Annotated in this window: 27 protein-coding genes; 14 read left to right on the top strand and 13 right to left on the bottom strand. The window is 63.1% G+C overall.

From position 1 onward, the window contains the following. Positions 1–9 precede the first annotated feature (9 nt). The 8 genes from RO069_RS04140 to RO069_RS04105 form a co-directional block, all read right to left on the bottom strand. Positions 10–897 carry an SDR family oxidoreductase gene (locus RO069_RS04140; RefSeq protein ID WP_328185464.1) on the bottom strand — a complete coding sequence of 296 codons (888 nt, stop codon included), beginning with the start codon at positions 895–897 and terminating at the stop codon, positions 10–12. Beyond that, the gene (locus RO069_RS04135) at positions 894–1,709 is read right to left on the bottom strand and encodes an enoyl-CoA hydratase/isomerase family protein (RefSeq protein WP_328185463.1); all 816 of its coding nucleotides are present in this window, start codon (positions 1,707–1,709) and stop codon (positions 894–896) included. The genes RO069_RS04140 and RO069_RS04135 overlap by 4 nt, the downstream gene beginning before the upstream one ends. Before the next feature lie 97 nt (positions 1,710–1,806). Continuing rightward, positions 1,807–2,880, bottom strand: coding sequence for an NAD(P)H-dependent flavin oxidoreductase (locus RO069_RS04130; RefSeq protein ID WP_328185462.1), 1,074 nt, complete (start codon positions 2,878–2,880; stop codon positions 1,807–1,809). A 104-nt stretch (positions 2,881–2,984) separates the two neighbouring features. Continuing rightward, positions 2,985–4,133 (bottom strand): acyl-CoA dehydrogenase, encoded by a 1,149-nt coding sequence (locus tag RO069_RS04125; protein WP_328185461.1) that lies wholly within the window; start codon positions 4,131–4,133, stop codon positions 2,985–2,987. 51 nt (positions 4,134–4,184) lie between these two features. Further along, the gene (locus RO069_RS04120) at positions 4,185–5,234 is read right to left on the bottom strand and encodes an enoyl-CoA hydratase/isomerase family protein (protein WP_328185460.1); all 1,050 of its coding nucleotides are present in this window, start codon (positions 5,232–5,234) and stop codon (positions 4,185–4,187) included. Further along, a complete protein-coding gene (gene mmsB / locus RO069_RS04115; protein WP_328185459.1) occupies positions 5,231–6,124 on the bottom strand; it encodes a 3-hydroxyisobutyrate dehydrogenase in 894 nt (297 codons plus the stop codon). The genes RO069_RS04120 and mmsB overlap by 4 nt, the downstream gene beginning before the upstream one ends. 42 nt (positions 6,125–6,166) lie before the next feature. Then, complete coding sequence (locus RO069_RS04110; RefSeq protein ID WP_328185458.1) at positions 6,167–6,940, bottom strand: enoyl-CoA hydratase; 774 nt, start codon at positions 6,938–6,940, stop codon at positions 6,167–6,169. 24 nt (positions 6,941–6,964) lie between these two features. Beyond that, complete coding sequence (locus RO069_RS04105; RefSeq protein ID WP_328185457.1) at positions 6,965–8,470, bottom strand: CoA-acylating methylmalonate-semialdehyde dehydrogenase; 1,506 nt, start codon at positions 8,468–8,470, stop codon at positions 6,965–6,967. Positions 8,471–8,605: 135 nt separating this feature from the next. On the opposite strand from RO069_RS04105, the gene RO069_RS04100 reads away from it, so the two are divergent. From RO069_RS04100 to apbC, 13 genes are all read left to right on the top strand, one after another. Then, positions 8,606–9,511, top strand: coding sequence for a LysR family transcriptional regulator (locus RO069_RS04100; protein ID WP_328185456.1), 906 nt, complete (start codon positions 8,606–8,608; stop codon positions 9,509–9,511). 270 nt (positions 9,512–9,781) lie between these two features. Beyond that, positions 9,782–11,143: an ABC transporter substrate-binding protein gene (locus RO069_RS04095; RefSeq protein WP_328185455.1), complete on the top strand. Its 1,362-nt coding sequence runs from the start codon at positions 9,782–9,784 to the stop codon at positions 11,141–11,143. Between the two features lie 55 nt (positions 11,144–11,198). Continuing rightward, complete coding sequence (locus tag RO069_RS04090) at positions 11,199–12,131, top strand: ABC transporter permease (protein WP_328185454.1); 933 nt, start codon at positions 11,199–11,201, stop codon at positions 12,129–12,131. 101 nt (positions 12,132–12,232) lie between these two features. Continuing rightward, the gene (locus RO069_RS04085) at positions 12,233–13,009 is read left to right on the top strand and encodes an ABC transporter ATP-binding protein (RefSeq protein WP_442915332.1); all 777 of its coding nucleotides are present in this window, start codon (positions 12,233–12,235) and stop codon (positions 13,007–13,009) included. A gap of 71 nt (positions 13,010–13,080) precedes the next feature. Next, positions 13,081–13,824 (top strand): GntR family transcriptional regulator, encoded by a 744-nt coding sequence (locus RO069_RS04080; RefSeq protein WP_328185452.1) that lies wholly within the window; start codon positions 13,081–13,083, stop codon positions 13,822–13,824. 9 nt (positions 13,825–13,833) lie between these two features. Continuing rightward, positions 13,834–15,567 carry a fumarate reductase/succinate dehydrogenase flavoprotein subunit gene (locus tag RO069_RS04075; protein ID WP_328185451.1) on the top strand — a complete coding sequence of 578 codons (1,734 nt, stop codon included), beginning with the start codon at positions 13,834–13,836 and terminating at the stop codon, positions 15,565–15,567. 44 nt (positions 15,568–15,611) lie between these two features. Further along, positions 15,612–15,845 (top strand): 4Fe-4S dicluster domain-containing protein, encoded by a 234-nt coding sequence (locus tag RO069_RS04070; protein ID WP_328185450.1) that lies wholly within the window; start codon positions 15,612–15,614, stop codon positions 15,843–15,845. An 8-nt stretch (positions 15,846–15,853) separates the two neighbouring features. Further along, positions 15,854–16,813, top strand: a complete 960-nt coding sequence (locus RO069_RS04065; RefSeq protein ID WP_328185449.1) for a HEAT repeat domain-containing protein — start codon at positions 15,854–15,856, stop codon at positions 16,811–16,813. A gap of 72 nt (positions 16,814–16,885) precedes the next feature. Beyond that, positions 16,886–17,209, top strand: coding sequence for a ferredoxin FdxA (fdxA, locus tag RO069_RS04060; protein WP_328185448.1), 324 nt, complete (start codon positions 16,886–16,888; stop codon positions 17,207–17,209). A gap of 180 nt (positions 17,210–17,389) precedes the next feature. Further along, complete coding sequence (locus tag RO069_RS04055) at positions 17,390–17,725, top strand: DUF971 domain-containing protein (RefSeq protein ID WP_328185447.1); 336 nt, start codon at positions 17,390–17,392, stop codon at positions 17,723–17,725. Further along, positions 17,722–18,729 (top strand): YeiH family protein, encoded by a 1,008-nt coding sequence (locus RO069_RS04050; protein WP_328185446.1) that lies wholly within the window; start codon positions 17,722–17,724, stop codon positions 18,727–18,729. Before RO069_RS04055 ends, RO069_RS04050 begins: the two co-directional genes overlap by 4 nt. 41 nt (positions 18,730–18,770) lie before the next feature. Then, positions 18,771–19,547, top strand: a complete 777-nt coding sequence (locus RO069_RS04045; protein ID WP_328185445.1) for a ferredoxin--NADP reductase — start codon at positions 18,771–18,773, stop codon at positions 19,545–19,547. Between the two features lie 43 nt (positions 19,548–19,590). Beyond that, positions 19,591–20,445, top strand: coding sequence for an iron-sulfur cluster carrier protein ApbC (gene apbC, locus RO069_RS04040; RefSeq protein WP_442915331.1), 855 nt, complete (start codon positions 19,591–19,593; stop codon positions 20,443–20,445). Between the two features lie 3 nt (positions 20,446–20,448). Here the strand turns inward: apbC and RO069_RS04035 are convergent, their stop codons facing one another. From RO069_RS04035 to RO069_RS04015, 5 genes are all read right to left on the bottom strand, one after another. Then, a complete protein-coding gene (locus tag RO069_RS04035; protein WP_328185444.1) occupies positions 20,449–21,234 on the bottom strand; it encodes a ParA family protein in 786 nt (261 codons plus the stop codon). Positions 21,235–21,316: 82 nt separating this feature from the next. Then, positions 21,317–21,883, bottom strand: a complete 567-nt coding sequence (locus tag RO069_RS04030) for a DUF6795 domain-containing protein (RefSeq protein ID WP_328185443.1) — start codon at positions 21,881–21,883, stop codon at positions 21,317–21,319. Further along, a complete protein-coding gene (locus tag RO069_RS04025; RefSeq protein ID WP_328185442.1) occupies positions 21,880–23,049 on the bottom strand; it encodes a lipase family protein in 1,170 nt (389 codons plus the stop codon). Before RO069_RS04025 ends, RO069_RS04030 begins: the two co-directional genes overlap by 4 nt. Positions 23,050–23,064: 15 nt before the next feature. Continuing rightward, positions 23,065–23,580, bottom strand: a complete 516-nt coding sequence (locus RO069_RS04020) for a DUF6795 domain-containing protein (RefSeq protein ID WP_328185441.1) — start codon at positions 23,578–23,580, stop codon at positions 23,065–23,067. A gap of 303 nt (positions 23,581–23,883) precedes the next feature. Continuing rightward, positions 23,884–25,215: a hypothetical protein gene (locus tag RO069_RS04015; RefSeq protein ID WP_328185440.1), complete on the bottom strand. Its 1,332-nt coding sequence runs from the start codon at positions 25,213–25,215 to the stop codon at positions 23,884–23,886. Positions 25,216–25,469: 254 nt separating this feature from the next. Here RO069_RS04015 and RO069_RS04010 point away from each other — a divergent pair, with 254 nt between their 5' ends. Beyond that, positions 25,470–26,675, top strand: coding sequence for a 3-oxoadipyl-CoA thiolase (locus tag RO069_RS04010; RefSeq protein ID WP_328185439.1), 1,206 nt, complete (start codon positions 25,470–25,472; stop codon positions 26,673–26,675). Positions 26,676–26,701: the final 26 nt, after the last annotated feature.

Raw genomic sequence — 26,701 nt, 5'->3', positions numbered from 1 at the left:
CAGGCCCGCTCAGGTGGAGCGTTTGGCCTTGTCCTGATTGTTAATGGCGGTAATGGCTTCCCGGGCCCGGCGCCACTCGTCGTCGCCCCAGGCGGCCAGGGCGGAGAAGTTGGCGCCGTCCGCCTGGTACTGACCGCCATCAATGGCGATGGTCTGGCCGTTGACGTATTCGGCGCCCGGTCCCAGCAGGAACACGGCCAGGTTGGCCAGTTCCGGGTAACGGCCGGGGCGACCCATGGGGCTGTCCCCCAGATCCATCTCACCCAGCGGTCCCAGGCGTTTGCTCATGCCTTCGGTGGGGAACAGGCCCGGCGCGATGGCGTTGAGGCGGATGCCGCGGTTGCCCCACTCTACCGCAAGTGACTGTGTCATGGCATTAATGCCAGCCTTGGACATGGCCGAGGGCACCACGAACGGCGAGCCGTTCCAGACCCAGGTGGTGACAATGGACACCACCGACGCCGGTTTGCCTTCCGCCAGCCAGCGCTTGCCGCAACTCTGGGTGACCAGGAAGCTGCCCCGGAACACGATATTGGCGACGGCATCAAAGGCCCGGTGGGACAGGTCCTCGGTACGGCTGACGAAGTTACCGGCGGCGTTATTCACCAGGCCGGTGAGGGCACCGCCATCGTCCCAGATCTGCTGAACCATGGCGTCGATGGCCTCCGGGCTGCGGATATCGCAGGGGATGGGGGTGACTTTGCCACCGTGGCGCGCCATCAGGTCGTTGGCGGTTTCTTCCAGCACACTGCCCCGGCGGCCACAGATATAGACGTGGGCACCCAGGATCAGGCAGGCCTCCGCCATCTCCCTGCCCAGGCCGGTACCACCGCCGGTCACCAGGATGCGTTCGCCGTCCAGGAGGCCTTCCCGGTACATCAGTTCTTCTGCGTTCATGATGTTTCTCCTTCGGGGGCATATCGGGGTTCGCGTTTTTCCAGGAAAGCACTCACTCCTTCCTGGAAATCCTCATCCTGCACACACAGGATCTGGTTGCGGTCTTCCAGGGCCACCACCGCTTCCAGGCCCTGGGCGTCGATGGCCAGACCCAGGGCTTCCTTTGTCAGCCGCAGCCCCAGGGGCGTGGCCCGCAGCATGTCCGCCACCAGGCCGTCGGCATGTTCATGAAGCTGCTCCAGCGGTGCCACCAGGCTGGTGAGTCCCAGCTCCCGGGCCCGCTCGGCCTCGATAAAGCGACCGGTGAGCAGGTATTCCGCCGCCACGGAGGCGCCGACCATGCGGGGCAGGAAGTAACTGACCCCCACATCACAGCCACTGAGTCCCAGCTTGATAAAGGCGGCATTCATACGGGCATCGGGGGTTAGCAAACGAATGTCGCTGGCAAGGGCAATGGCAAAACCGCCACCACTGGCGGAACCCTGTACGATGCTGATGATGGGCTGGGGGCAGCGGCGCATGGCCACCATGATGTCCCGCACCGCGCGCTGTTCATCCAGCGCACCACCCACCCGGGGATTAATAGGGGTCTGTGCCTGTTCCTTCAAATCCAGACCGGCGCAGAAGGCCCGACCTTCAGCGGCCAGCACCACCACGCGGATATCCCGCCGATGGTAGAGTTCACTGAAATAGCTTCGCAGGGCCTGGATCAGGGGGCGGTCCAGGGCATTGAGGGCATCCGGTCGTGCCAGGGTGAGGCGGGCCACACCGCCGGACTCGTCAATGTTCAGGGAGGTGGGAAGATCTGACATGAGCGGTTTCCTCGCCAACGGTGGGGATCCGCTACATGATCATTTGATAAGCAAGCTCACACATCGTCGGAACGGACGAACCGGCAGGAGGTCGTGGTCACCGGGAACCCAGCAGGGGACATTCCTGCACCAGTCTTTCGATCAGCTCCCCGGCCGGCATGTCCCGGGCCAGCGGCGCTCCCTGGCCCGCCCAGTGGGCCGCGAATGCCTGACTCCCCTTTGCGGTTGCGGCGGCGGCCAGGGCCTTTCCCGCATCGTAGGCAATGGGATAGTCGGGGAGCGTCGGGGCGCCGGCCAGGTCAATGTCCGTATAAAAGCGGTTCACAATGCCCCGGGCGGGGCGGCCAGAGATGGCGCTGGTAATCTGCGTATGATGGCTGCGGTCACTGCTGAGGGCATCGCGATGGCCGGCACTGGCGCTGGATTCCAGGCACAGGATGAAAGCGGTGCCTAGCTGGGCGCCGGCGGCCCCCAGCTCCATCACGGCGCCGATGCCCTTGCCATCCATGATTCCCCCCGCCGCGATAACCGGCACGCGGCTATCGGCACAGACCAGGCGGGTCAGGGGCAGGATACCCAGTTGCTGGTCGCCCTGTTCCGGCTCAAATACGCCACGGTGCCCCCCGGCCTCCGCACCCTGGACAACAATGGCATCCACGCCCGCAGCTTCCACCCTGGCCGCCTCGTCGGGGGTGGTGGCGCAGCCAAAGGTCACGATACCCGCTTCCCGAAGGGACTGGATCCAGTCCTCCGGCGGTAACCCGAAATGAAAACTGACCACCGCCGGCCGTTCCTCAAGGAGCATGTCCAGGGTTGAACGGTCTTCGGTGAAACTCCGGTAGGGCAAGGTCAACCGGGACGGCGGGGTGGCGTCGAACGCATCGAAGAAGGGCCTGAGATGGTTGAGCCAGCTGGCTTCCCTCTCAGGGTCGGGCCTCGCAGCCCGGTGACAGAACACGTTGACGTTAAACGGTTTGTCCGTCAGCGCACGGGTGGCGGCGATCATCTCCCGCGCCTTGTCCGCCGAGCTGGCCCCGATGCCGATCGAGCCCAGGGCCCCGGCATTGGATACGGTGGCAGCCAGCTCGGGCGTGGAAACCCCCACCATCGGTGCCTGGACGATCGGGTACTGGATATTGACGAGACGGGTCAGCGGATTCGAGAAGCTCATGGTGTTCCCCCTTTGCGCAATGACGACCACATTATCATGCCATGATCGTCCGTGCCGCAGTGGGCGGCCCCGTCAGTTCTTCCCCCGGCTAAGACCTGTACCGGTCAGAGCAGGTTCTTCAACTCCCGGGCAATCAGCAGCCGCTGCACCTCGCTGGTGCCCTCGTAGATCTGGGTGATGCGGGCGTCCCGGTACAGGCGTTCAACCCCATAGTCTTCCAGGTAGCCGTAGCCACCGTGGATCTGGATGGCGTGGGAACAGACTTCCTCCGCCAGCTCGCTGGCAAACAGCTTCGCCTGGGAGGCCTCCGACAGGCAGGGCTGACCGGCGGTTTTCAGGCGGGCGGCGTGGACCACCAGCAACCGTGCCGCATTCAGGCGGGTGTGCATGTCCGCCAGCATGTTGGCGATGCTCTGGTGCTCGGTGAGGGGCACACCGAACTGCTGTCGCTCACGGGCGTATTTCAGGGCGGCCTCGAAGGCGGCACGGGCCACGCCCACCGCCTGGGCGGCGATGCCGATACGGCCACCTTCCAGGTTGGACAGGGCGATGTTCAGGCCCTTGCCCCGGTCACCCAGCAGGTTTTCTTCGGGAATGCGGCAATCCTCCAGGGTGATGGCACAGGTGTCGGAACCCCGAATACCCAGCTTGTGCTCCATCCGGTCTACCCGGAAGCCGGGGTTGTCGGTGGGCACCAGGAAGGCGGACAGGCCGCGCTTGCCCTGGTCCGGATCAGTGACAGCAAACACCACCGCCAGCCCGGCCCGCTTGCCGTTGGTGACGAACTGCTTGGCGCCGTTGAGCACCCATTCGCCGTCCTTCAGTTCCGCCCGGGTCTTCAGGTTATGGGCCTCGGAGCCGGCCTGGGGCTCGGTCAGGCAGAAACAGCCGATGGTCTCGCCACTGGCCAGGGACGGCAGCCAGCGTTTCTTCTGGTCCTCGGTGCCGTAGTTGAGCACCGGGGCGCAACCCACGGAGTTATGCACGCTCATCAGGGTGCTGGTGGCGCAGCAACCGGCGGCCACTTCCTCCACCGCCAGGGCGTAGGCAACGAAGTCCACGAAGCTGCCGCCCCACTCTTCCGGCACCACCATGCCCAGCAGGCCCAGCTCGCCCATCTGCCGGATCACGGCGTCGTCGATATAGCCGGACTTGTCCCATTCCGCCGCCCGGGGCGCCAGCTCGCTTTGGGCAAACTGGCGGGCCATGTCGCGGATCATCCGCTGGTCTTCGTTGAACTCAATATCCTGCATGGTGGCGTTCTCTTGTTGTTCTCTATGTCTGACAGGGTGACAAACCGTTGGTTACCGGGCCTCGTCGAAAAAGACGGAAATGTCCTCCGGCTTCAGGTCATCAATGCTCGCCACCCGCCATTTCGGAGACTTGTCCTTGTCCACGATAAGCGCACGGACGCCCTCGACAATATCGCCCTTGTCGAACCACTGATAATCCAGCGCCAGTTCCAGTTGCAGGGCTTCCGCCAGGGACAGCTCCCGGCCCCGGCGTACCAGTTCCAGGGACAGGCCCATGCCCAGGGGGGACAGTGTATCCATCGCCTTCAGGGTCTCCCGGGCCCAGTCCGTGTACTCCGGGCGCTGCTCCTGGCGCAGGGAATCACGCACCGCGTGCAGATCAGGCTTCGCAAAGTGCTCGTCGATAGCCGGCTGCATCTCGGCCAGGCGGGAGGCCCTGGGTTCGGCGGCGGCATGGGCCAGGCCTGACTTCAGGGACTCGACGGTGGTGGCGTCGGTGCCGTCCAGGGTGACGTCGATGGTGGCGAAGGTTTCCTCGGGGATATACAGGTCCGCCAGCCCGGCATGGATGGCATCGGCGGCGTCCAGGTGTTTGCCGGTCACCGCCAGGTACTCCCCAAGGCGACCTGGCAGGCGTCCCAGGAAATACGTCGCCCCCACATCCGGGAAGTAGCCGATGCCGGTCTCGGGCATGGCCAGCTTCGACCGGTCACTGACAATCCGCAGGCTGGTGCCCTGGGCAATGCCCATGCCGCCACCCATGACAATGCCGTTCATCAGGGCCAGCACCGGCTTGGGGTACTCGTGGATGGCCTGGTCGAGGGCGTACTCCTCCTCGAAAAACACCCGGTGCAGGTTGTCGCCGGACTGGTAACTGTCGTACAGGGCGCGGATATCGCCCCCGGCGCAGAACGCCCTGTCGCCAGCCCCCATGAACACCACTGCATCGATGCCGCTGTCGCCGGCCCAGTCGTCCAGTTGCCGGTGGATGTCCCGCACCATGCCCAGGGTCAGGGCATTCAGGCCCTTGGGGCGATTCAGGGTCAGATAACCGTAGCGGCCACGGACATCGACAATCAGTTCAGGCTGGTTGTCACTCATTCAGACTCCTTGCGATAACGTTTGATAATGGCGGAAAAATCCAGGTGGCCATGGCCCTCGAAACTCATGGACTGGTAGAGCTGCTGGGCAAGCGCCCCCATCACCACCGGCTGGCCGGCCACCTTGGCGGCCTCGGTGGCCAGGCCCAGGTCCTTGACCATCAGGTCGGTACCGAAACCGCCGGTGTAGCCCCGGTTGGAGGGGGCGGTCTCGATAACGCCCGGGTAGGGGTTGTAGGTATCGGTGCTCCAGCAGCGGCCGCTGGAGGTGTTGATCACCCCCGCCAGCACTTCCGGGTCCATACCCATGGAGACGCCCAGACTCATGGCTTCGGCGGCGCCGATCATGGAGATGCCCAGCAGCATGTTGTTGGCCATCTTGGCCACCTGGCCGTTGCCGGCGGCACCGCAATGTACGATATTCCGGCCCATGTTCTCCAGCACCGGGCGGGCAAAGGCGAACTCGCTGTCCTCACCGCCCACCATAAAGGTCAGGGTGCCCGCCTGGGCGCCACCGGTACCGCCGGATACGGGGGCGTCCAGCATGGGATTGCCCTGCTTCGCGGCCTGGGCGGCCACATCCCGGGAGGTCATGGGGTCGATGGTGGAGCTGTCGATCAGGTGCACGCCTTTGGCCACATTCGCCAGGACGCCGTCCTCCGCGAGGTACACGGCCTTCACATGCTTGGCGGCGGGCAGCATGGTAATGACCAGTTCGACATCGCTACCGGCCACGGCGGCAATACTGTCGGCGGCGGTTGCGCCCTCGGCGCGGGCTTTCTCCACCGCCTCCGGTACCAGGTCAAATACGGTCAGTTCGTGGCCGGCCTTGAGCAGGTTGCTGGCCATGGGCGCGCCCATGTTGCCCAGGCCGATAAATCCGATCTTCATGATTGTGCCTCCAATGTTTTTGTTGTCCGGGGCGTTACAGGCCTACTGGTGTTTGAAGTCCGGCTTGCGCTTCTCCACGAAGGCCCTCATGCCTTCCTTCTGGTCATGGGTGGCAAAGATGGCGTGGAAGATCCGCCGCTCGAACCGCACCCCTTCGCTCAGGCTGGTCTCGAACACCCGGTTCACCGCTTCCTTGGTCATCATGGTGCTGGGCAGGGACTTCTCCGCAATGCTGTCCGCCGCCTTGAGGGTTTCGGCCAGTAACTGGTCCGCCGGGAATACCCGGGCCACCAGGCCAGCGGTTTCCGCTTCCTTCGCGTCCATCTGGCGGCCGGTCAGGCACATCTCCATGGCCTTGGCCTTGCCCAGGGCCCGGGTCAGGCGCTGGGTGCCGCCAATGCCCGGCAGTACGCCCAGGCTGATCTCCGGCTGGCCGAAGCGGGCGTTGTCGGCGGCGTAGATAAAGTCGCACATCAGCGCCAGCTCGCAGCCACCACCCAGGGCGTAGCCGGCCACCGCCGCAATCATCGGCTTGCGACGCTGGCCGATGCGGTCCGCCTGGGCGAAGAAATCGTCCAGGTAGATCTGGGGGTATTCCAGCACCGACATCTCCTTGATGTCGGCGCCGGCGGCAAAGGCCTTTTCGGAGCCGGCCAACACAACGCAGCCAATGTCCGGATTGCGCTCGTACTCGTCCAGGGCCTGGTTCAGTTCATCGATCAACTGGCTGTTGAGGGCGTTCAGGGCCTTGGGGCGGTTCAGGGTGATCACACCAACCCGGCCCTTTACCTCCGTCAGGATCGTTTCGTAAGCCATGTCGTTGCTCCTTCCCGATGTCGCTTACCGCAGGTTGATGGTGGTATTCACGGAACCCACCTGCTCGTCCTCGTCGAACCAGCGGGCGGTGACGGTCTTGGTCTGGGTGTAGAACTGCACCACCTGCTTGCCGTAGGGGCCCAGGTCCCCCAGCTTGGAACCCCGGGAACCGGTGAAGGAGAAGTAGGGCACGGGCACCGGAATGGGCACGTTGATGCCCACCTGACCCACATCGATATGCTCCTGGAAACGGTGAGCGGCGGCCCCGGAACGGGTGAAGACGGCGGTGCCGTTGCCATTGGGGTTGGCGTTGACCAGGTCAATGGCCTCGTCCAGGGTTTCCGCCTCCAGCACGCACAGCACCGGCCCGAAGATTTCTTCCCTGTAGATGGCCATGTCCGGGGTGACGCCGGAGAACAGGGTGGGCCCGATAAAGTTGCCTTTCTCGTAACCCCGCACGTTGGGATCGCGGCCATCCAGCACCAGCTTGGCGCCCTCGCTGATGCCCTTCTGCACCAGGCCCTCCACGCGCTCCAGCGCCTGCGGGGTGATCAGCGGCCCTACGTCGGTCCCTTCCTCGGTACCGGCATTGACGTTGAGCTTCTCCGCCCGGCGGGCCAGTTCCGGCAGCCAGTTGCGGGCCTCACCCACCAGCACCAGGGCCGACACCGCCATGCAGCGCTGACCGGCGGCGCCAAAGCAGGAGCCCACCAGGGCGTTGAGGGTCTGTTCCTTGTTGGCATCGGGCAGCACCACGGCGTGGTTCTTGGCGCCCATCATGCACTGCACCCGCTTCCCCGCCTGGGACGCGCGGTTGTAGACATGGGTGCCCACCGGGGTGGAGCCCACGAAGGACACCGCCTTGATGTCCGGGTGATCGCAGATGCCGTTCACCATGTCCGGGCCGCCATGGACCACGTTCAGCACGCCCTTGGGCACGCCCGCCTCCAGCGCCAGCTCCACCAGACGCATGGTGACCATGGGGTCCCGCTCCGAGGGTTTGAGCACAAAGGTGTTGCCGGTGACGATGGCCATGGGGAACATCCACAGGGGAATCATCGCCGGAAAGTTGAACGGGGTGATGCCGGCGCACACGCCCAGGGGCTGACGCAGGGTGTAGGTGTCCACATCGCCGGCCACATTGTTGGCGTATTCCCCCATCTGCAGGGTGCCGATGCCGGCAGCGTGCTCCACCACTTCCAGGCCCCGGAACACATCCCCCTCGGCATCGGGCAGGGTCTTGCCCTGCTCGGCGGTGAGGATGCCCGCCAGCTCTTTCATGTTGTCGCGGATCAGTTGCTGGTATCTGAGGAAGATGCGGGAACGGACACCGATGGGGGTCTTGCGCCAGCTCTTGAAGGCTTCCCGGGCAGCACTGACGGCGGCGTCCAGTTCCTCCGTGGTGGCAAAGGGCACCTTCGCCAGCACCTCCTGGGTGGCCGGGTTGGTGATGTCCCGCCACTCGCTGGTCTTCGATTCGACAAATTCACCGTCAATCAACAGTTTGATAGTGGGTACCTGTGCGTTCATGGGGCTGTCTCCGGTGTTGTTCTTGTGTTGGTTCTGTATGAATACCGATCACCGGATAGTAGCAGTGCATTTTTAAACGCTACAATGGCGCTAAATGCAACCCCGATCTGCAAATATGCACAGGCCGATTAAATAATGAACTGGGACGACCTGAAGTTCTTCCTGGAACTGAGCCGCGCCGGCAAACTCACCGCCGCCGCCCGCCGCATGGGCGTGGACCACACCACGGTCTCCCGCCGTATCCACGCCCTGGAAAAAAGGCTGGGCATGACCCTGTTTATCCGCGAGCAGACCGGCTACAGCCTCACCGAGGCCGGCCGCCAGCTATTGCCCCAGGTGGAGCAGATGGAAAGCGCCAGCGTGCGCATCGAACAGAGCCTGCCGGAGGCGGACGAACAGCTCTCCGGCCAGGTGCGCATCGGTGCCACCGAAGGCTACGGCACCATCATGCTGGGGCGGGAACTGGGGCACCTGACCCGCCGCTATCCCCACCTGCATCTCGACCTGCTGGCCATGCCAAGGGCCCTGCGACTGTCCCGCCACGAAGCGGACATCGTCATCACCCTGGAGCGCCCGGAGCGCGGCCCCTTTATCGTCACCAAACTCACCGACTATGTGCTCCGGCTCTACGCCAGCCGCGACTACCTGGAGGAACACGGCCCCATCCGCCAGCGCAACCAGCTCGGCAAACACCGGTTTGTCAGCTATGTGGACGACATGGTATTCAGCCGCGAGCTGCTGTTCCTGGACGAAATCGCCGGCTCCGGCGAAGTGAATATCCGCAGCACCAGCGTACTGGCCCAGCAGGAAGCCATCGCCACCGGCGCCGGCATCGGCATACTGCCGGCCTTCTCCGCCGACATCGACGACCGCCTGGAAGTGGTCCTGCCGGACCAGATCCGCTTTATCCGCACCTTCTGGATGCTGATGCCGGAGGAACTGCGGCACATTGCCCGTATGCGGGTGACGTGGGATTTTCTCAGGGAAAGAGCGGAGGAGAATCGTTCGCGCCTGATGGCAGATCAGTCGTCCGGCCAGTAACAGGATAGGCAGCCAACGACTTGCACTACTTGTTATAGCCGCCGCAAAATCGCCTGCGCCCCCCTGGAACCGAAATTCACCCTTCGCACCAAAGGCGGGCGCGATGAACACTGTTCATTTTCTCACCTTTCCGTTCCCGCCCTTTCCCGAATAGCCCTGTAAAACATCGGGTTAAAACCTTTCCTTATCTTCCTGGCACGCCGGCTGCAACACCTACCACAGGCATCATGACCTGTTAGTACAAGTGGACCAACCGGGAAGGCTAGAACGATGAGAGACTCAAAAAAACTGGCAACACTCACGCTGTGCAGTTCGCTGACGCTCCTCGCGGCCAGCGCATCGGCAGACACCATCCGCGTCGGTATCGGCCACCAGAGCATGGTCACCAACACCATCCCTGGCGGCATCATTCTTGAAAAGCTGGAGCTGCTGGAGAAGCACCTCCCCACCACCGGCAAGTACGAAGACGTCGATTACGAGATCGTCTACCGGGACTACGACTCCGGACCGCCCATCACCAACCAGATGCTGGCCGGCAAGCTGGACTTCGGCGTGATGGGGGACTATCCCCTGATCGTCAACGGCGCCAAGTTCCAGGAAACCGGCAAGCAGGAAACCCGTTTTATCGCCGTCACCGGCTACAACCTGCGGGGCACTGGTAACGGCATCGTGGTCCCCATCGACTCCGACGCCCAGAGCCTGGCGGACCTGGAAGGCAAGCAGCTTTCCGTGCCGGTAGGTAGCGCCGCCTGGGGCATGACCCTGAAAGCCCTGAGCGAGGCGGGGCTCAGCGACAAGGTGCAGATCGTCAACCAGAGCCCGCCGGTGGGCGCGGCCAACATTGAGGCGGGGCGCATCGACGCGCACGCGGACTTCTGCCCCTGGTCGGAGATCATGGAATACCGGGAAACCGGCCGCAAGATCTACGACGGCAGCGAGGCGGAGATCCCCACGTTCCACGGCACCGTGGTGCGCAAGGACTTTGCCGACGAGTACCCGGAAGTGGTGGAGGGTTACCTGACCGCCACCCTGGAAGCCCAGCAGTGGATCCAGGACGACCCCATGAACGCGGCGGTGAAGGTATCCGAATGGACCGGCGTGGAAAAGGAAGTGCTCTACCTCTACTTCAGCCAGGGCGGCATCACCACCTTCGAGGCCAGCGTCAAGCAGGAATGGATCGACGCCCTGGAATACGACCACGCCCTGCTGCAGCGGGAAGTGGGCATTCCAGACCTGGCCTTCGACCGCTGGATCGACGACAGCTACCTGCGTAACGCCTACGCCACCATGGACATGGACTACGACGCCCTGGTGGGCACCGTGGTGGACACCCAGCCCAACAATCCCGACTTCGCGCCCGCCGAAATCTGGTTCGCGGACAAGGGCATCGTCACCTACGACACCGTGGCCGACATGCTGGCCGCCCAGGCGGACGCCGGGGAAGCCATCAACGCCACCTATGTCTACGACAACCTCACCGGCCTGAAGCTGTTCGGCAAGGCGGCCTACCTGGTGGAGGGCACCGATGGCGAGGTGGTGGCCTTCCTCAAGAAAGCCGATTCCGACAATTACATCGCTGAGAACGGCGGCACCCTGATCACCCGCGATAACGCCGTCGCCATGGCTGACTGACCCGAGCCCGGGCGGCTGCCCCTGTAGCCGCCCGGCAAGGTCCGAGGAGCAGACAATGGACAGCAAGAGCAACGCAGCACTGAAAACCACGGAGCCGGAGACCGCCGAACAGGCGGTGCCCGCTTCGCCGGTAACGGGTTCGGCAAGCCCCCCGCCCGCCGCCAATACGCCTGCGGCAACGGGACGTCCGTCCCCGGCCGGGCTCTGGTTCAAAGCCACCGGCAGCCGCTATCTGGTCAGGGTGGCCGCCCTCATCGCGGCGGTGGTTTTCTGGCAGGTGGCCTCCGACAACGGCTTCGACTTCTACATCAATTTCAACAACATTCCCGCCCCCACCGCCGTCGGCTCCGCCCTGATGACGGAACTGACCGGCCAGGAATTCTACTTGCACATCCTGCACAGCATGCAGCGGGTGGCCATCGCCTACGGTCTGGCAGTGGTACTCGGCGTGGTGCTGGGCGTGGCCATGGGCCGCTCCCGCTGGGCGGAGGACATTATCCTGCCCTACATCGAGTTGCTGCGGCCCATTCCCGCCGTGGCCTGGATTCCCCTGGCGATCCTGATGCTGCCCACCGAGCAGGCCAGCATCATCTTCATCACCTTCCTGGGGGCCCTGTTCCCGATCGTGCTGAACACCACCCACGGCGTGGAGCAGACCAACGCCACCCTGATCCGCGCGGCCCGCAGCTTGGGGGCCAGCAACCGAGCCATCCTGTGGCATGTGGTGCTGCCCGGGGCCATGCCGTCCATCGTGGCGGGCCTGGCCATCGGTATGGGCGTGGCCTGGTTCTCCCTGCTGGCCGGGGAAATCATCAGCGGCCAGTACGGCATCGGCTACTACACCTGGAACTCCTACACCCTGATCCAGTACCCGCAGATCATCATCGGCATGCTCGTCATCGGTGGCCTCGGCACCCTGTGCACCCTGCTCGTGCGCAAGGCCTGCAACCCGCTGCTGAAGTGGCAGGCCAAGGGAGGTCAGTCATGAGTGATGCAGCCGTGATGAACGACAACCGCCTGGCCGTGCTGGATCACAGCCGCCTGCGGGGCAAGGGCAACAAAGCCGGTGAGGACCGGGGACGCATCTCGATGCGGGATGTGGACATCGTGTTCGACACCGCCAGCGGTCCCCACATTGCCGTGCAGAGTGCTGACCTGACCGTACGCCCCGGCGAGTTCCTGTGTCTGCTGGGCCCCTCCGGCTGCGGCAAGTCCACCCTGATGAATACCGTGGCGGGATTCGTGAAACCCAGTCGTGGTGAGGTCACCGTGGATGGCAAACCGGTCACGCAACCGGGGCCGGACCGGGGCATGGTGTTCCAGCAGCATTCCCTGTTCCCCTGGAAGACGGTGATGGAAAACGTGGCTTTCGGCCCACTGATGGCCGGCACCAGCCGCCGGGAAGCGGACAGTATTGCCCGTACCTTCCTGTCACTGGTGGGCCTGGCGGCGTTCGAGAACGCCTACCCCAACACCCTGTCCGGTGGCATGCAGCAACGGGTGGGCATTGCCCGGGCGCTGGCCAACTACCCCAGCGTGTTGCTGATGGACGAGCCGTTCGGGGCGCTGGATGCCCAGACCCGCACCATGATGCAGGAAAACCTGCTGGAGATCTGGAGCGAGTTCCACAACACCGTGGTGTTCGTGACCCACGACATCGACGAGGCGGTGTTCCTGTCCGATCGCATCGTGGTGATGAGCGCCACCCCCGGCCGGATCATTGCCGATATCCCCGTGGAGCTGCCCCGTCCCCGGGAACAGTCCCTCATTACCACACCGGAATTCATGGAGCTCAAGCGACAGTGCCTGGACCTGATCCGCCAGGAAACCCTCAACGCGTTCGAACAGCAGAACAGGGTCGGGTGAACCATGAGCCATTCATCCCCGACTTCACCTGCACTCGCCATGACCTGTCATAACAAGACGGAGGGCACCCCATGAACAACGCCACCCAATTGATGGCGGGCCATTCGCCGCTGCCGTTGTACGTGCAGATCCGCGACAGCCTGCGGCGACAGATCCTCGAGGGGCAATACCAGGTCCACGAACGGCTGCCCTCCGAGAACGCCATGATGAAGACCTTTGGCGTGTCCCGGATCACCATCCGCCAGGCCCTGCGGGACCTGCACAACGAGGGTCTGGTGTTCTCCGCCCAGGGCAAGGGCACCTTCGTCAGCAAGCCCAAGGCGGTGCAGAACGTGCAGCGCCTGGAAGGCTTTGGCGAGGCCATGGCCGCCCAGGGCTACGAGGCGTCCGCCCGGGTGTTGAGCATCCAGCAGATGAAGGCCCCCAAGGCGGTGGTCGCGGCCCTGGACCTGCACCCCGGCGATGAGGTGGTGGAGGTCAAGCGTGTGCGCTACCTGAACCGGGAGCCGGTGTGCGTGGAGAACAGCTACTTCCCCATGGACGTGGGCCGGCAGATGTTCGGCCTGGACCTGTCCGGGGACATCTTCCCGATGCTGGAGAACCTGTTCGGCCTGCCCCTGGGCGGCGCCGATATCAGCCTGGACGCCATCCTGGCGGACGACGAGGCCCAGCAATACCTCAACCTCCGGGCCGGCGACGCCCTGCTGCGGGTGGAACGCCTCACCCACAACCGGGACGGCCGGCCCATCGACTTCGAATACCTCTGCTATCGCGGCGATTCCTTCAAATACCAATTCCGGATCGACCGGAAATAGGAGCACCTGATGAAGATCAACGACATTCCCGTAATCGACACCGACGTACTGGTTATCGGCGGTGGCACGGCCGGACCCATGGCTGCCGTCACCGCCAAGGAGCAGGACCCGAACCTGAGCGTGATGCTGCTGGAGAAGGCCAACGTCAAGCGTTCCGGCGCCATCTCCATGGGCATGGACGGCCTCAACAACGCCGTGGTGCCCGGCCACGCCACCCCGGAGCAGTACGTCAAGGAGATCACCATCGCCAACGATGGGGTCGTCCACCAACCGGCACTGATGGCCTATGCCACCCGGTCCTTCCCGATGATCGAGAAGCTGGACTCCTGGGGCGTGCACTTCCAGAAGGACGAAACCGGCGACTACGACATGAAGAAGGTGCACCACCTGGGCACCTACGTGCTGCCCATGCCGGAAGGCCATAACGTCAAGAAGATCCTGTACCGCCGCCTGCGTCGTAACCGGGTGCAGATCGAGAACCGCTACACCGCCACCCGGCTGCTGAAGGACCCGGATGGCAACATCGCCGGCATGATCGGGGTGAACACCCGCACCGCCGAACCCATCATCATCCGCGCCAAGGCGGTGATCATGGCCACTGGCGCCGCCGGACGAATTGGTCTGCCCACCTCCGGCTACCTGTTCGGCACCTACGAGAACCCGGCCAACAACGGCGACGGCCATGCCATGGCCTACCACGCCGGCGCCGACCTGGCGAACCTGGAATGCTACCAGGTGAACCCGCTGCTCAAGGACTACAACGGTCCCGCCTGCGCCTATGTGACCGGTCCGCTGGGTGGCTTCACCGCCAACGCCTTCGGTGAGCGCTTCATCGAGTGCGACTACTGGTCCGGCCAGATGATGCTGGAGTTCTTCAAGGAACTGGAATCCGGCACCGGCCCGGTGTTCCTCAAGCTGGACCACCTGGCGGAGGAGACCATCCAGGAAATCGAGACCGTGTTGCACACCAACGAGCGCCCCAGCCGTGGCCGCTTCCATGAGGGCCGCGAGGTGAACTATCGCCAGCGCATGGTGGAAATGCACATCTCCGAGATCGGCTTCTGCTCCGGCCACTCCGCTTCCGGCGTGTGGACCGACGAGACCGGTGCCACCACCGTGCCCGGCCTCTATGGCGCGGGGGACATGGCCAGCGTGCCCCACAACTACATGCTGGGCGCCTTCGTGTACGGCCAGATCTGCGGTGAAAGCGCCGCCGAGTACGTCAAATCCCGGGGCGAGGTAAAACTGGACGAAGCCTTTATTGCCGAGGAACTTGAGCGCATCCAGGCACCCATGAAACGCACCGACGGCATCCCGCCGGAGCAGATGGAATACAAGGTACGCCGGCTGGTGAACGACTACCTGCAGCCCCCCAAGGTCACCAAGAAGATGGAGATCGGCCTGGAACGCATCCTCAATGTCCGCAAGGACGTCGACAAGCTCTGCGCCCGGGATCCCCACGAGCTGCTCCGGGCCATGGAAGTGCAGTCCATCATCGACTGCGCCGAAATGGCCGCCCGGGCCTCCCTGTACCGCACCGAGTCCCGCTGGGGCCTCTACCACTACCGCGTCGACTGCCCGGAACAGAACAACGAGGACTGGTTCTGCCACACCCGCCTGTACAAGGACGAGAACGGCAACATGGCCAGCGGCAAACGGCCCATTGCCGACTACATCGTGCCCCTGGGTGAAGAGAAGGACGCCTACAACAAGCTGCGGGTAAAGAAAGCCGCCAACGCCTGATTCATAACGGCTTCCACATTCAAGAACCGAGAGAGGAAACGACCATGCCTATCGCCAATCACCATTCCACCGTCCCGGTTGTCGTGGACGAAGACAAGTGCATCGCCGACAAGGGCTGCACCGTGTGCATCGACGTGTGCCCCCTGGATGTCCTGTGGATCAACGAGGACACCGGCAAGGCCCACATGAAATACGACGAGTGCTGGTACTGCATGCCCTGCGAGGCGGACTGCCCCACGGACGCCGTCACCGTCAACATTCCCTACCTGCTGAGCTGAGGTGAGCCATGAAGACCTACGACGACCCCGAACTGCAGGCCATCGCCGTCAAACTGGCTTCCGATGACCCCGGCATCCGCCGCGTTGGCGTGCTCGACCTGGTGGATTCCGGCGAGCCGGAGGCGGTGGAACTGCTGCTGCTCGCCCTGCGGGACAGCGACACCGCCGTGCGCCAGGAAGCCGCCAAGGTGGTGGACGAGTTCGAAGCCGAGGACATGGCCGACGCCCTGATTTCGGCGTTGGGCGACAACGACGAGGTGGTGCGCAACGCCGCCGCCCATGCCCTGGCGGACCTGAAGGACCCGGCGGTGGCGGAGCCGCTGCTGGAGGCCCTGGAAAACAGCACCGACGGTTTTGTGGTGGCGGGCATCCTGCGGGCACTGAAACCGCTGCGTCATCCGCAGTCCCAGCGCCCGGCCCTGAAACGTCTGGGCGAGGACGATCCCCATGTGCGCCGGGAAGCCGTCGGGGTACTCGGCTGGCTGAAGCAGACGGAAAACCTGCCCGCCCTGGTGGAAACGGCACAACGGGACGAAGACCCGGAAGTGCGCCGGGCCGCCACCGGTGCCCTGGTCTACGCCAGCCCGCAGCAGGTGGGACAGGCCCTGATCGGCCTGCTCACCGATGAGCACTGGCAGGTGCGCTGCGAGGCCGCCAACAGCATCGGCAAACTGGATCACCAGGCGGCAGTACCGGCGCTGATGGCCGCCACCCGGGACGAACTCTGGCAGGTGCGGGAAAAGGCCGTGGATGCCCTGGGCAAGCTGGGCTCCGTCCAGGCCATCCCGGTACTGGGCGAGTGTTCGCAGGATGCCATGAGCAACCTGCGCAAGGCTGCCATTGGCGCCCTGGGCACCATCGGCCACAGCGACGGCCTGCCCTTCGTGCAGACCGCCATGGATGACCCGGACCCGGATGTTCGCAAGCTGGCCCGCTGGGCCATGTCGAAACTGGACAACGCAGCCTGAGCACCTGCCCTGACCGGGTCCTTTGGGTCTGGTCGGGGCGGCCACTGGCTGTCTCTGCAAAGGAGAGAACCCATGACCTTTGTTGTCACCGAAAACTGCATCCGCTGCAAGTACACCGACTGCGTGGATGTGTGCCCGGCCGACTGTTTTCACGAAGGCCCCAACTTCCTGGTGATCAACCCGGAAACCTGCATCGACTGCAGCCTGTGCGTCACCGAATGCCCGGCGGAAGCAATTTACGAAGAATCCGACCTGCCGGAAGACCAGCGCCACTTTATCGAGCTGAACGCCGAACTGGCTCAGGTATGGCCGGTGATCAGCGAAGTGGGGAGCCCGCTGCCGGAAGCCGAGCAGTGGATTGATCAGGGAAACAAGCTCCAGTACCTCGAGAGGTAAGCCGTGACTCAACTTGTCATAACGAGTTTGAAGACGCTGGCGGTAATGGTTGCGCTCATGACCGCCAGCCAGAGCAGCGCCCGGCCACTGGAGATGCCCACGCACACGGTACAGCTACCGGAAGCGCCGACTCTGGCCCTCAGTTCGACGAAACGAATACCCAAGTTAACGGAGTGACCCATGACCGCCGAAGCCCATGCCCAACCGTCTGCCCACACACCCACGGAACCACCGAGCCAGATCCGCCTGCGCCGCCAACAGAAAGTGGTGGAGATCACCTGGCCGGACGGCCTTGAAAGCCGACTGAGCTGCCTGACCCTGCGCAAGTCCTGCGCCTGTTCCGGCTGCACCAATGCCCGCCAGAAGGGGGCCATCAGCCTGATCGACGCGGACATCGGCATCGACAACCTGAACGTGCACGGGGTCAGTGCCATGCAGTTCCACTTCAGCGACGGCCACAACCGGGGGCTCTACCCCTGGTCCTACCTACGCCAGCTGTGTGAGCAGGTGTCATGAACACCAACCCGCGCGCCCTGGAGCACCCGTGGGCATTGCCACTGAAGCGGCGTTACCCGGGGGCGGCCCTGTGTGTGGTGGTCGCCCTGGCCGGGAGCTTCCTGGCGGAGCACTACGGCGCCCCCGCACTGGTACTGGTGCTCCTGCTGGGCTTCGGCTTTGCCAGCCAGGCGAGTGACGAGCGCCTGCGGCCGGGGGTGGATTTCTGTGCCCGGCCCATCCTGCGCCTGGGCGTTGCCCTGCTTGGCGCCCGTATCGGCGCAGAACAACTGATGGCCGTGGGCAGCCTGCCCCTGTTGGTGGTGCTGACCTGCGTGCCGCTGACCATCGGCAGCGCCCTGCTGCTGGGGCACTGGCTGAACCTGCCCCGCATGCAGAGCCTGGTGGCCGGGGTTGCCGTGGCCATTTGTGGTGTGTCGGCGGCGGTCGCCGTGGCCGCGGTGATCCCTCAGGGAAGACTTGAGGAGCGTCGACTGCTGGGCGTGGTCGTCGGTGTTACCGGGCTGGGCACCGTGTCCATGCTGCTGCTTCCGCCGCTGTTCTCAGGGCTGGGATTCAGCGAGCTTCACACCGGCCTGTTACTGGGCGCGAGCATTCACGACGTGGCCCAGGCCGCCGGTGCTGGTTACCTCGTATCCGACAGCGCCGGTGACATCGCTACCCTCACCAAACTGCTGCGGGTCGCCCTGCTGGCGCCACTGATCCTGCTGCTGGGCGCGCTGCTGAACGACCGCAGCTCGGGACCCGCTGATCATCCCTGGTTCCTGCTGGGGTTCGTGGCCCTGTTCGCCCTGAACAGCCTGGGCTGGCTGCCGGAGGAACTCCGCCAGTTGCTGGTGACCGCCTCCGGCGCCTGCCTGCTGGTGGTGATGGCGGCGCTGGGTATGCGTACCAGCCTCGGCGCCATCATCGCCCAGGGCTGGCGCCCCATGGCCCTACTGGCAAGCCTCAGCGGGCTGCTGGTGGTCGCCGCCATGACCACCCTGACCCTCTATTCAACCTGATCAACCCTGACCCAAAACCTGTTAATCAAGGAGACGACACCATGGCTGCATTGGGAAAAGAAAGCGTTATCAGCGTCCATCACTGGAACGACACCCTGTTCAGTTTCCGCACCACCCGGGACCAGAGCCTGCGGTTCGAAAACGGCCACTTCGTGATGATCGGCCTACCGGTGGACGGCAAGCCTCTGCTACGGGCCTACAGCATCGCCAGCGCCAACCATGACGAGTACCTGGAGTTCCTCAGCATCAAGGTGCCGGACGGGCCGCTGACCTCGCGCCTGCAGCACCTGAAGGAGGGCGACGACCTGTTCATCAGCCGCAAGCCCGTGGGCACCCTGGTGATGCACGACCTCAACCCCAGCAAGCACCTGTACCTGTTTGGCACCGGCACCGGGCTGGCGCCGTTCATGAGCATCATCCGCGACCCGGAAGCCTACGACCGCTTCGATAAGGTGATCCTGGTGCATTGCGTGCGGGAAGTGAGCGAACTGGCCTACCACGACTACCTGAACGAAGAGCTGCCCAACCACGAGTTCCTGGGCGAGTACATCCGCGACAAGCTGGTGTACTACCCCACCGTGACCCGCGAACCTTTCCGCACCCAGGGCCGCATCACCACGCTCATCGAGAACGGCAAGCTGGCCGACGACCTGGGTCTGCCCCAGCTCAACCCGGAGACCGACCGGGTCATGCTCTGCGGCAGCCCGGCGATGCTGGACTCCCTCACCACCATGCTCGATGACCTGGGCTTCCAGGGTTCGCCACAACAGGGCGAACCGGGGGACTACGTGATCGAACGGGCCTTCGTGGAAAAATAGGCCAGCCAACAGGAGCAACCCCATGACCAGTTCCGTGATCAACATGCCCCGGCGCGATGCCGGGGCCCCGACGCGCCCCTCGGTGCCCGGCGTGAAGCACCTGATTGCCATCGCCTCCGGCAAGGGCGGCGTCGGCAAGTCCACCACCGCCACCAACCTCGCCCTGGCCCTTAAGGCCGAAGGCGCCCGGGTCGGCATGCTGGACGCCGACCTGTACGGCCCCAGCCAGCCCCGCATGCTGGGCATCACCGGGAAGCCGGAAACCCGGGATGGCAAACTGGAGCCGCTGACGGGCCACGGCATCCAGACCATGTCCATCGGCTTCCTGATGGACGAGGACACCCCGGTGATCTGGCGCGGCCCCATGGTGACCCGGGCCCTCAGCCAACTGGTCTATGAGACCCGCTGGGATGACCTCGACTACCTGATCGTCGACCTGCCCCCGGGCACCGGCGACATCCACCTGACCATGGCCCAGAAGATCCCCGTCTCCGGTGCCGTCATCGTCACCACGCCCCAGGACATCGCTCTGCTGGACGCCCGCAAGGGACTGGCCATGTTCGAAAAAGTGGACGTGCCGGTGCTGGGCATCGTGGAGAATATGAGCACCCACATCTGCAGCCAGTGCGGCCACGAGGAACACATCTTCGGTCAGGGTGGCGCCGCGCGGATGGCGGAAGACGCCGGCACCCGGATGCTGGGCGGGTTGCCGCTGGATATCCGTATCCGGGAGGGGGCCGATTCAGGCCGCCCCGTTCTGGTTGAAGAGCCGGAAGGCAGCCTGGCCCGGGCCTATCTGGGTATCGCCAGAAGCCTCATCCAGGCACTGGCCGCCCGGGAGGCAACTTCCGATGGCAAAGAGACGCGATCCGCCGTACCAGAGATTCTTGTGGATTAACGCCTAACTGGACGAAACCGGCTCCCGGGCCAGGGCGTCGTATAAGTCGCAGTACTGGACCGTTAGGCCATGGCTGGGCGCCATGTAGATCAGCGGTTCCTGGCGCTGGTGGGATTCCTTCATCTTCACCGAGCTGGACAGCCGGATGGGCGATACCGGCAGGCCTTCGTCCATCAGCTCCTGGATCACCTGCTGGGGCAGCCTGGCCCGGGGCTGGAACTGGTTGGCGATGATGCCCTCCACCACCAGGGTCTCGTTGTGGTCTTCCCGCAGGTCACCGATTTCGTTAAGGGTGTTGTACAGGGCCTGCCGGGAGAAATCGTCGCAGTCGAAGGGGATCAGGCAACGGTCCGCCGCCACCAGGGCGGCGCGGGCGTAAAAGTTCATGGAGGGGGCGGTGTCGATGTAGATCTCGTCGAACTCGTCCTCCAGCTTCTTCAGCGCCTCCCGCAGCTTGTAGATCTTGTGCTTGGCTTCCAGCTTGCGCTCCAGGAACTCCAGCTCTGGGCTGGCCGGCATCACCGACAACCCCGGGAAACGGGTCTCGTGGACGAATTCCTCCGGTGGCCGGTTGAACACGGTAAAGGTCACCGTCTGCTCCAGCAGATCCGCCACGGTATCCTTCAGGCCCTCGGGGGACCTGCCCAGCAGGTACAGTGTGGAATTGCCCTGGGGGTCCAGATCCACCACCAGCGCCCGCTTGCCCTTCGACGCAGCAATCGCTGCCAGATTACACGCAATACTGGATTTACCAACGCCACCTTTCTGGTTAAAGACCACTCGCCTCATGGTGCCTCCGTTGCACGGTCAGTGTGACTGCAGTCCGTTTAGCTTAGCAGGGTGACAGGGGAATGGGAGAGCGGGCGTTCCCTCAATCCTGCTCATCGCGAAGGAAGAGATAGGTTGTATTGTCAGGCCAGCGACACACGGAGAATACCGCGTGCTCAAAACTCGGATGCTCAACATCAGGGAACCCTATTTGGGCCTCTGGCTCGAACAGGTCGCAACGCATGTCGGCCAGAACCTCCGTAATCATCTCTGCACCTTTGAAACCGCCTGTCACATGGTGCCAAAGCATATACTGCTTTCCCTGGTACTGAACCGTCATGATCTGGAACAGTCGTATCTCCGAGAGAGGGAGGCCAGGGTGCCGACTGTATATTTCCCACTCAGGGAAAGAAAACTGTCCGTTCACATCCGTTTTGGTCTTACGCACTTCCGTATCCTCAAGGTGCGCCTCCTGAACAACCGTAAGCCCTTCCATCGGTACGCCGCTGATTGTGAGAGTTCCGTTCACTTCCGGAAATAGCTCGTAGTGACTCTTGCGAATGTAGTCCCAGAGTCCTGCAGCACCAACGGAAGTTGAAAACAGCGATACCAGCAGTAAAGCCAAACTGCTCATCCAAGCCAGCATTGCTTCGTATCTGAAACCAATCATGTGCGTTCGACCGCTTGTCTCACTACACTGTGCAAAGCACTCGTGGTCTGATCAAAAACCCAACGGATAAAACTGAAAGTCATCTCAACGACGGTAGTCACAGTTACTTTGGCAAAAGCCAACATATGACCAAGCAATCCACGTGTCTGATCGGCAAACGAGTTTGAAGCTTTGGCGATCTCTTCCAATGTGCGAGCGAGCAAGTCGTAGAATGTCAGGGCAGTGCTTATCGCAGCCTGAGCTAGCACCGCTGCATAGTACCCAGCGTCCTTCAACAAAGTCACCAATGCAGCGCCAAGCTTTTCCGCCCAATAGTTGGAAAAGGACGCTTCGTGTCGACGTTCATAGTCCAGTCGCACCGGAGTGTTCAGAAAGTCGGTGGACTTCTGGTGGAGCATTTTCCAGTCACTGGAGTTTGCGGTATTCCGGTATCCAGGTTCGCCATCCTGCCCCATTATGTGGGCCTCTTTGGAGAGTCCTTCACTTCCATCCAACCGGTACTCAATCCCATCCACTGGTGCGTGCATGAAGGGCCATAACGGAACCTTGGGTACTGGATCTGCCCCGTGAGTACAACGGTAGATTTTGCTCTCTCCGAATGATGATTGGGTCGCAAACCCCTTCATACCAACACGCGGTGCACCAAATGTGTATAGCTGAACCCTTTTCCGGTACCGATGCCTGATCCACTCCGCCGTCAACGCAGCCAAGGCGCCACCCAAGCTATGCCCTACGCAATGAATTCCTTGTATGTTTCGGCCTGTAAAAAGCGGGCTCAAAAGCTTTTCCAATGGAGCTTTCATACTCTCAAACGTTTCGTTAAAGCCCGTATGAACGTATGAACCGCCAACGGAGGATGAAAAACCGATATTTCCATTCGTCATCCAGTCATTGATAAATCGGGTTCCCCTCAGAGCTATGACATGATGGCCTTGGAACTTGCCTTTCCCGTGGGCGACAAAAGCGAACCCTGTAGCCTCCCTGAACAAACCGAAAAGCCCACCGGTTTTTCCCATAATCGGGCCCCCAGATAAGTTCACATCGAAGAAATCTGGAAATTCCATGCCATAAGTATTAAGCCTGACAATACCTTCGCTTCCAGGCTCAATAACATCGTAAACCGTTTCCGCAAACTCAGAAGCCATCCTTGGAGATATTGGAGTCATAGTTCCCTCTCGTCTTTATTGCTCATTATCCCATCGACAAACGCTAAACGTGCTGTGTGCAAATTGCGGCTTTTCGATATTCTCGAACCCCTGTTCTATTTCCGGGTTGGTCAACTCGCACCGCATGGAGGACAGCCTGTTGGCGATGCCCGTCCGCCAATGAATCGTGCCCGGTGTGGCGTACCACAACAGGTACTTCTCTCCCTGGAAATTGACGGTGACAATCTGCCGGACTCTTGTCTCGTCCATTAGCTTGTTTGGCCTGGTGGATTGGATATTTTTCTCAGGAAAGTGAAAAGTCCCGTCCTCGCCCGTGACAGTCTCTTCCCTGTACTCCTGGTCATAGTCCAGCGTTCGGACCACCTGCGCGCCCGCAACCGGGTTTCCATTCAGCATTACTATGCCGTTTACCTCCGGCGAAAGATGAACCTCGGTTTTTTTCGCGAACCCAAACATCCCCGCAGATACCTCACTGATCACAAGTACAAGAAGAACACCGATGACGACTGGAACACGGCTGATGGACAGCATATTCACCCCAGGTTGACCACACATGACAAAGGGACCCGGCAGGCGGGAGACAGGCTGGCAAGTTTTTTTGGATGGGCACCGGTGGTGCCCCATTGGCAGGCGTTGCTGGTGTCATCCCTGAACTCCTGTTGGCCAGCCTCGGCAGGAGGCTGATCCGTCCCTTTGTGTCCCTTTAAGGAGAAGCAGGCCCATATTCCCGTGTTGTTCCGGGTCGGTCAATGGTACCAGGTCTCAAAATCCCGCCCTGCGCTCAATCGGGGGACCTGCAAGCCCGGGAGTCTATCGGCGGATGACCGGTGACGGTCAGACCAGCAACGCCAGGAACACCAGCAGCAGTGGCAGCGATGCCGCCACGAACAGACCGTTCCAGCCGAAGGCCACCTTCAGTTGCGACACCCGGCCAAATCGCGCCAGCAGGGTCACCGCCGGCCCCATGGGCGCCAGCATCATGGCCAGGGAGAACCCGATCACCAGCGCCACGGCGATGGGCAGGATGTCCATGCCGACGGCATCCAGCTGGGGCAACAGGCCGCCGAGGATGCTCAGGGACGTAATGGGGATCAGCCCGACCGCGGACAGCAACGGCAGGATCAGCAAACCGGCCACCGCCACCAGGTAGGTCCCGGCCTCCTGCGCGGCCATACTGGACACCAGGTCTTCCGGTACCAGCGTGATCAACGCAACCCCCAGGCACGCCGACGAAGCGAAGATCGACATCTCGTTACTCATGGAGGCGACGTTCTCCGTGGCCTCACGGAACACCGCCAACGGTCGCCGCTCACACCACAGCATATAAAGGATGGTCACCGCCGGTACCGCGATCATCGCCGCCCGGGAGACATTGAAGCCGGCGGTGTACACCAGCGTTGCCATGCTGCCCAGGATCAGCGCGACCACCAGGATCAGGGTTTTCGAACCCTGGGGCCAGCCCTCAAGTTTCACCCGCTCCTCGCTCACCTTACGGAAACGCCTCTGCTCCAGTACCCAGCCGACGCCGATCAGCAGCATCGAGGCTACCAGCCCATAGGGCAGCAACTGGGACCAGGAGATCGCCGGCACTTCCCGGGTTATGATCGCCACCGCCACGCTGGTGGGCGCCACCAGTGGCACCAGCGAGAACCCCCGCAGGGCGCTGATCAGCACGCTGCGGATCCAGTTCAGGCGGGATTCGCCGTGGATATTGCGCTCGTCCAGGGTCTGGGTGAGTGTTCCGCAGAGCAGACTCATCACGCCAAAATTGAGCACCGAGGCGATGCTCAGGGTGGTCACCGCGTATTTCGGATAGAGCAGCATCGGCGCGCCGCCCAGCAAAACGTCGTGGATCCTGCGCAACACCTCGAAGCGGCGCACCAGGCACTGCATCATGCCCAGACTACCAAGGAAGGCCCCGTAGAAGCCCGCCGATGCCGCCGCGTCCAGCAACCCTGCCCGGTCCAGGTAGCCGCCCGCCGCCAGCCCGGCCACCAACGCCAGGGTCCCCAGCAGCAACCCGCGGGCATAGGGACTGATACGGGGAAGGAACAGGGCGAAATAGCCCAGAAACAGGCAGCCGGCGACTATACTGAATAAACGGACCGAGGTAACCAGAGCCAGCAGCTCGATCACCACGGCCAGGGAAAGCAGGTAACGGGTCATGGACGGTGACGGATTCCTGATGCTCGGGGTGGCAGGATAACGGGCTCCGGACGGCTTGCAATTGCGCATTGGCCGGATTAATCTTTAGCCACCCTGACGTTTGGATAAAATTAAGTTTCGCTTAATGAAACTACCTGATCATTTTTGTCGAAACAAGCGGCGCGCATTTTCCGTTATCATTGGCAGGCCGTAAAACGATTTATCCAAGACCGGGAGGGCGAACCCTCCCGAGGATCACAAGCACAGGAGAGAACATGAGCGCCTATATCTACGACGGCTTGAGGACACCTTTCGGACGCCACGCCGGCGCCCTGGCCAAGGTACGACCGGACGACCTGCTGGCCAGCGTCATCAAGGCCGTGATCGAGCGCAACGGTTTCGAGCGCAGCGCTTACGAAGACGTGATTGCCGGCTGTACCAACCAGGCCGGTGAAGACGCCCGCAACATTGCCCGCCATGCCGGCCTGATGGCAGGCCTGCCGGTGGAAACCGCCGGCCTGACGGTCAACCGCCTGTGTGGTTCCGGCCTGGCGGCCATCATCGACGCCTCCCGCGCAGTTCGTTGTGGCGAAGGCGACCTGTTCATCGCTGGTGGCTCCGAAAGCATGAGCCGCGCCCCGTTTGTCATGGCCAAGAGCGAAGCCCCCTATTCCCGGGACTTCCGCATGTTCGACAGCACCATCGGCGCCCGCTTCCCCAACCCGCGGGTCGAGGCGGAGTTCGGCAACGACACCATGCCCCAGACCGCCGACAACATCGCGGCCGACCTGGGCCTGAGCCGTGACAAGGTGGACGAATTTGCCGCCCAGAGCCAGGCCCGTTACGAGGCCGCCCGCAAGCTCGGCTTCTACGACGAGGAAATCCTCGGCATCGAAGTGCCCCAGGGCCGCAAGAAACCACCGGTCACCGTGGACCAGGACGAGCACCCGCGCCCGCAGTCCGATGTGGCCGCCCTGTCCAACCTGCGCCCACTGTTTGAAGGTGGCGTGGTCACCGCCGGCAACGCCTCCGGCGTCAACGACGGTGCCGCCGCCCTGATCATCGGCTCCCTGGAAGCCGGTGAGAAAGCGGGCATCAAGCCCCGGGCCCGCATCGTGTCCGCCGCCATCGCTGGCGTCGAACCCCGGGTCATGGGCTATGGTCCGGTACCCGCCAGCGAGAAGGCCCTGGCCCGCGCCGGCCTGTCCATCAACGATATGGACGTGATCGAGATCAACGAGGCGTTCGCCGCCCAGGTTCTTGGCTGCACGACCAGACTGGGTATCGACCAGACCGACTCGCGCCTGAACCCCAACGGCGGCGCCATTGCCGTGGGTCACCCGCTGGGTGCCTCTGGTGCCCGGATCGCCCTGACGGCGACCCGTCAGCTTGAGCGCATGGAGGGCCGTTACGCCCTGGTCAGCATGTGCATTGGCGTAGGCCAGGGGATTGCCGCCGTCATCGAGCGTTTCAGGGACTGATCATAACCGGCCGGACGTCCGTACCC

Origin of the sequence: Marinobacter sp. OP 3.4 (assembly GCF_036224885.1) — a bacterium.
Classification (GTDB): domain Bacteria; phylum Pseudomonadota; class Gammaproteobacteria; order Pseudomonadales; family Oleiphilaceae; genus Marinobacter.
Note: the sequence above shows the minus strand (reverse complement) of the source record. Positions and strands in the feature narration are given on the sequence as shown.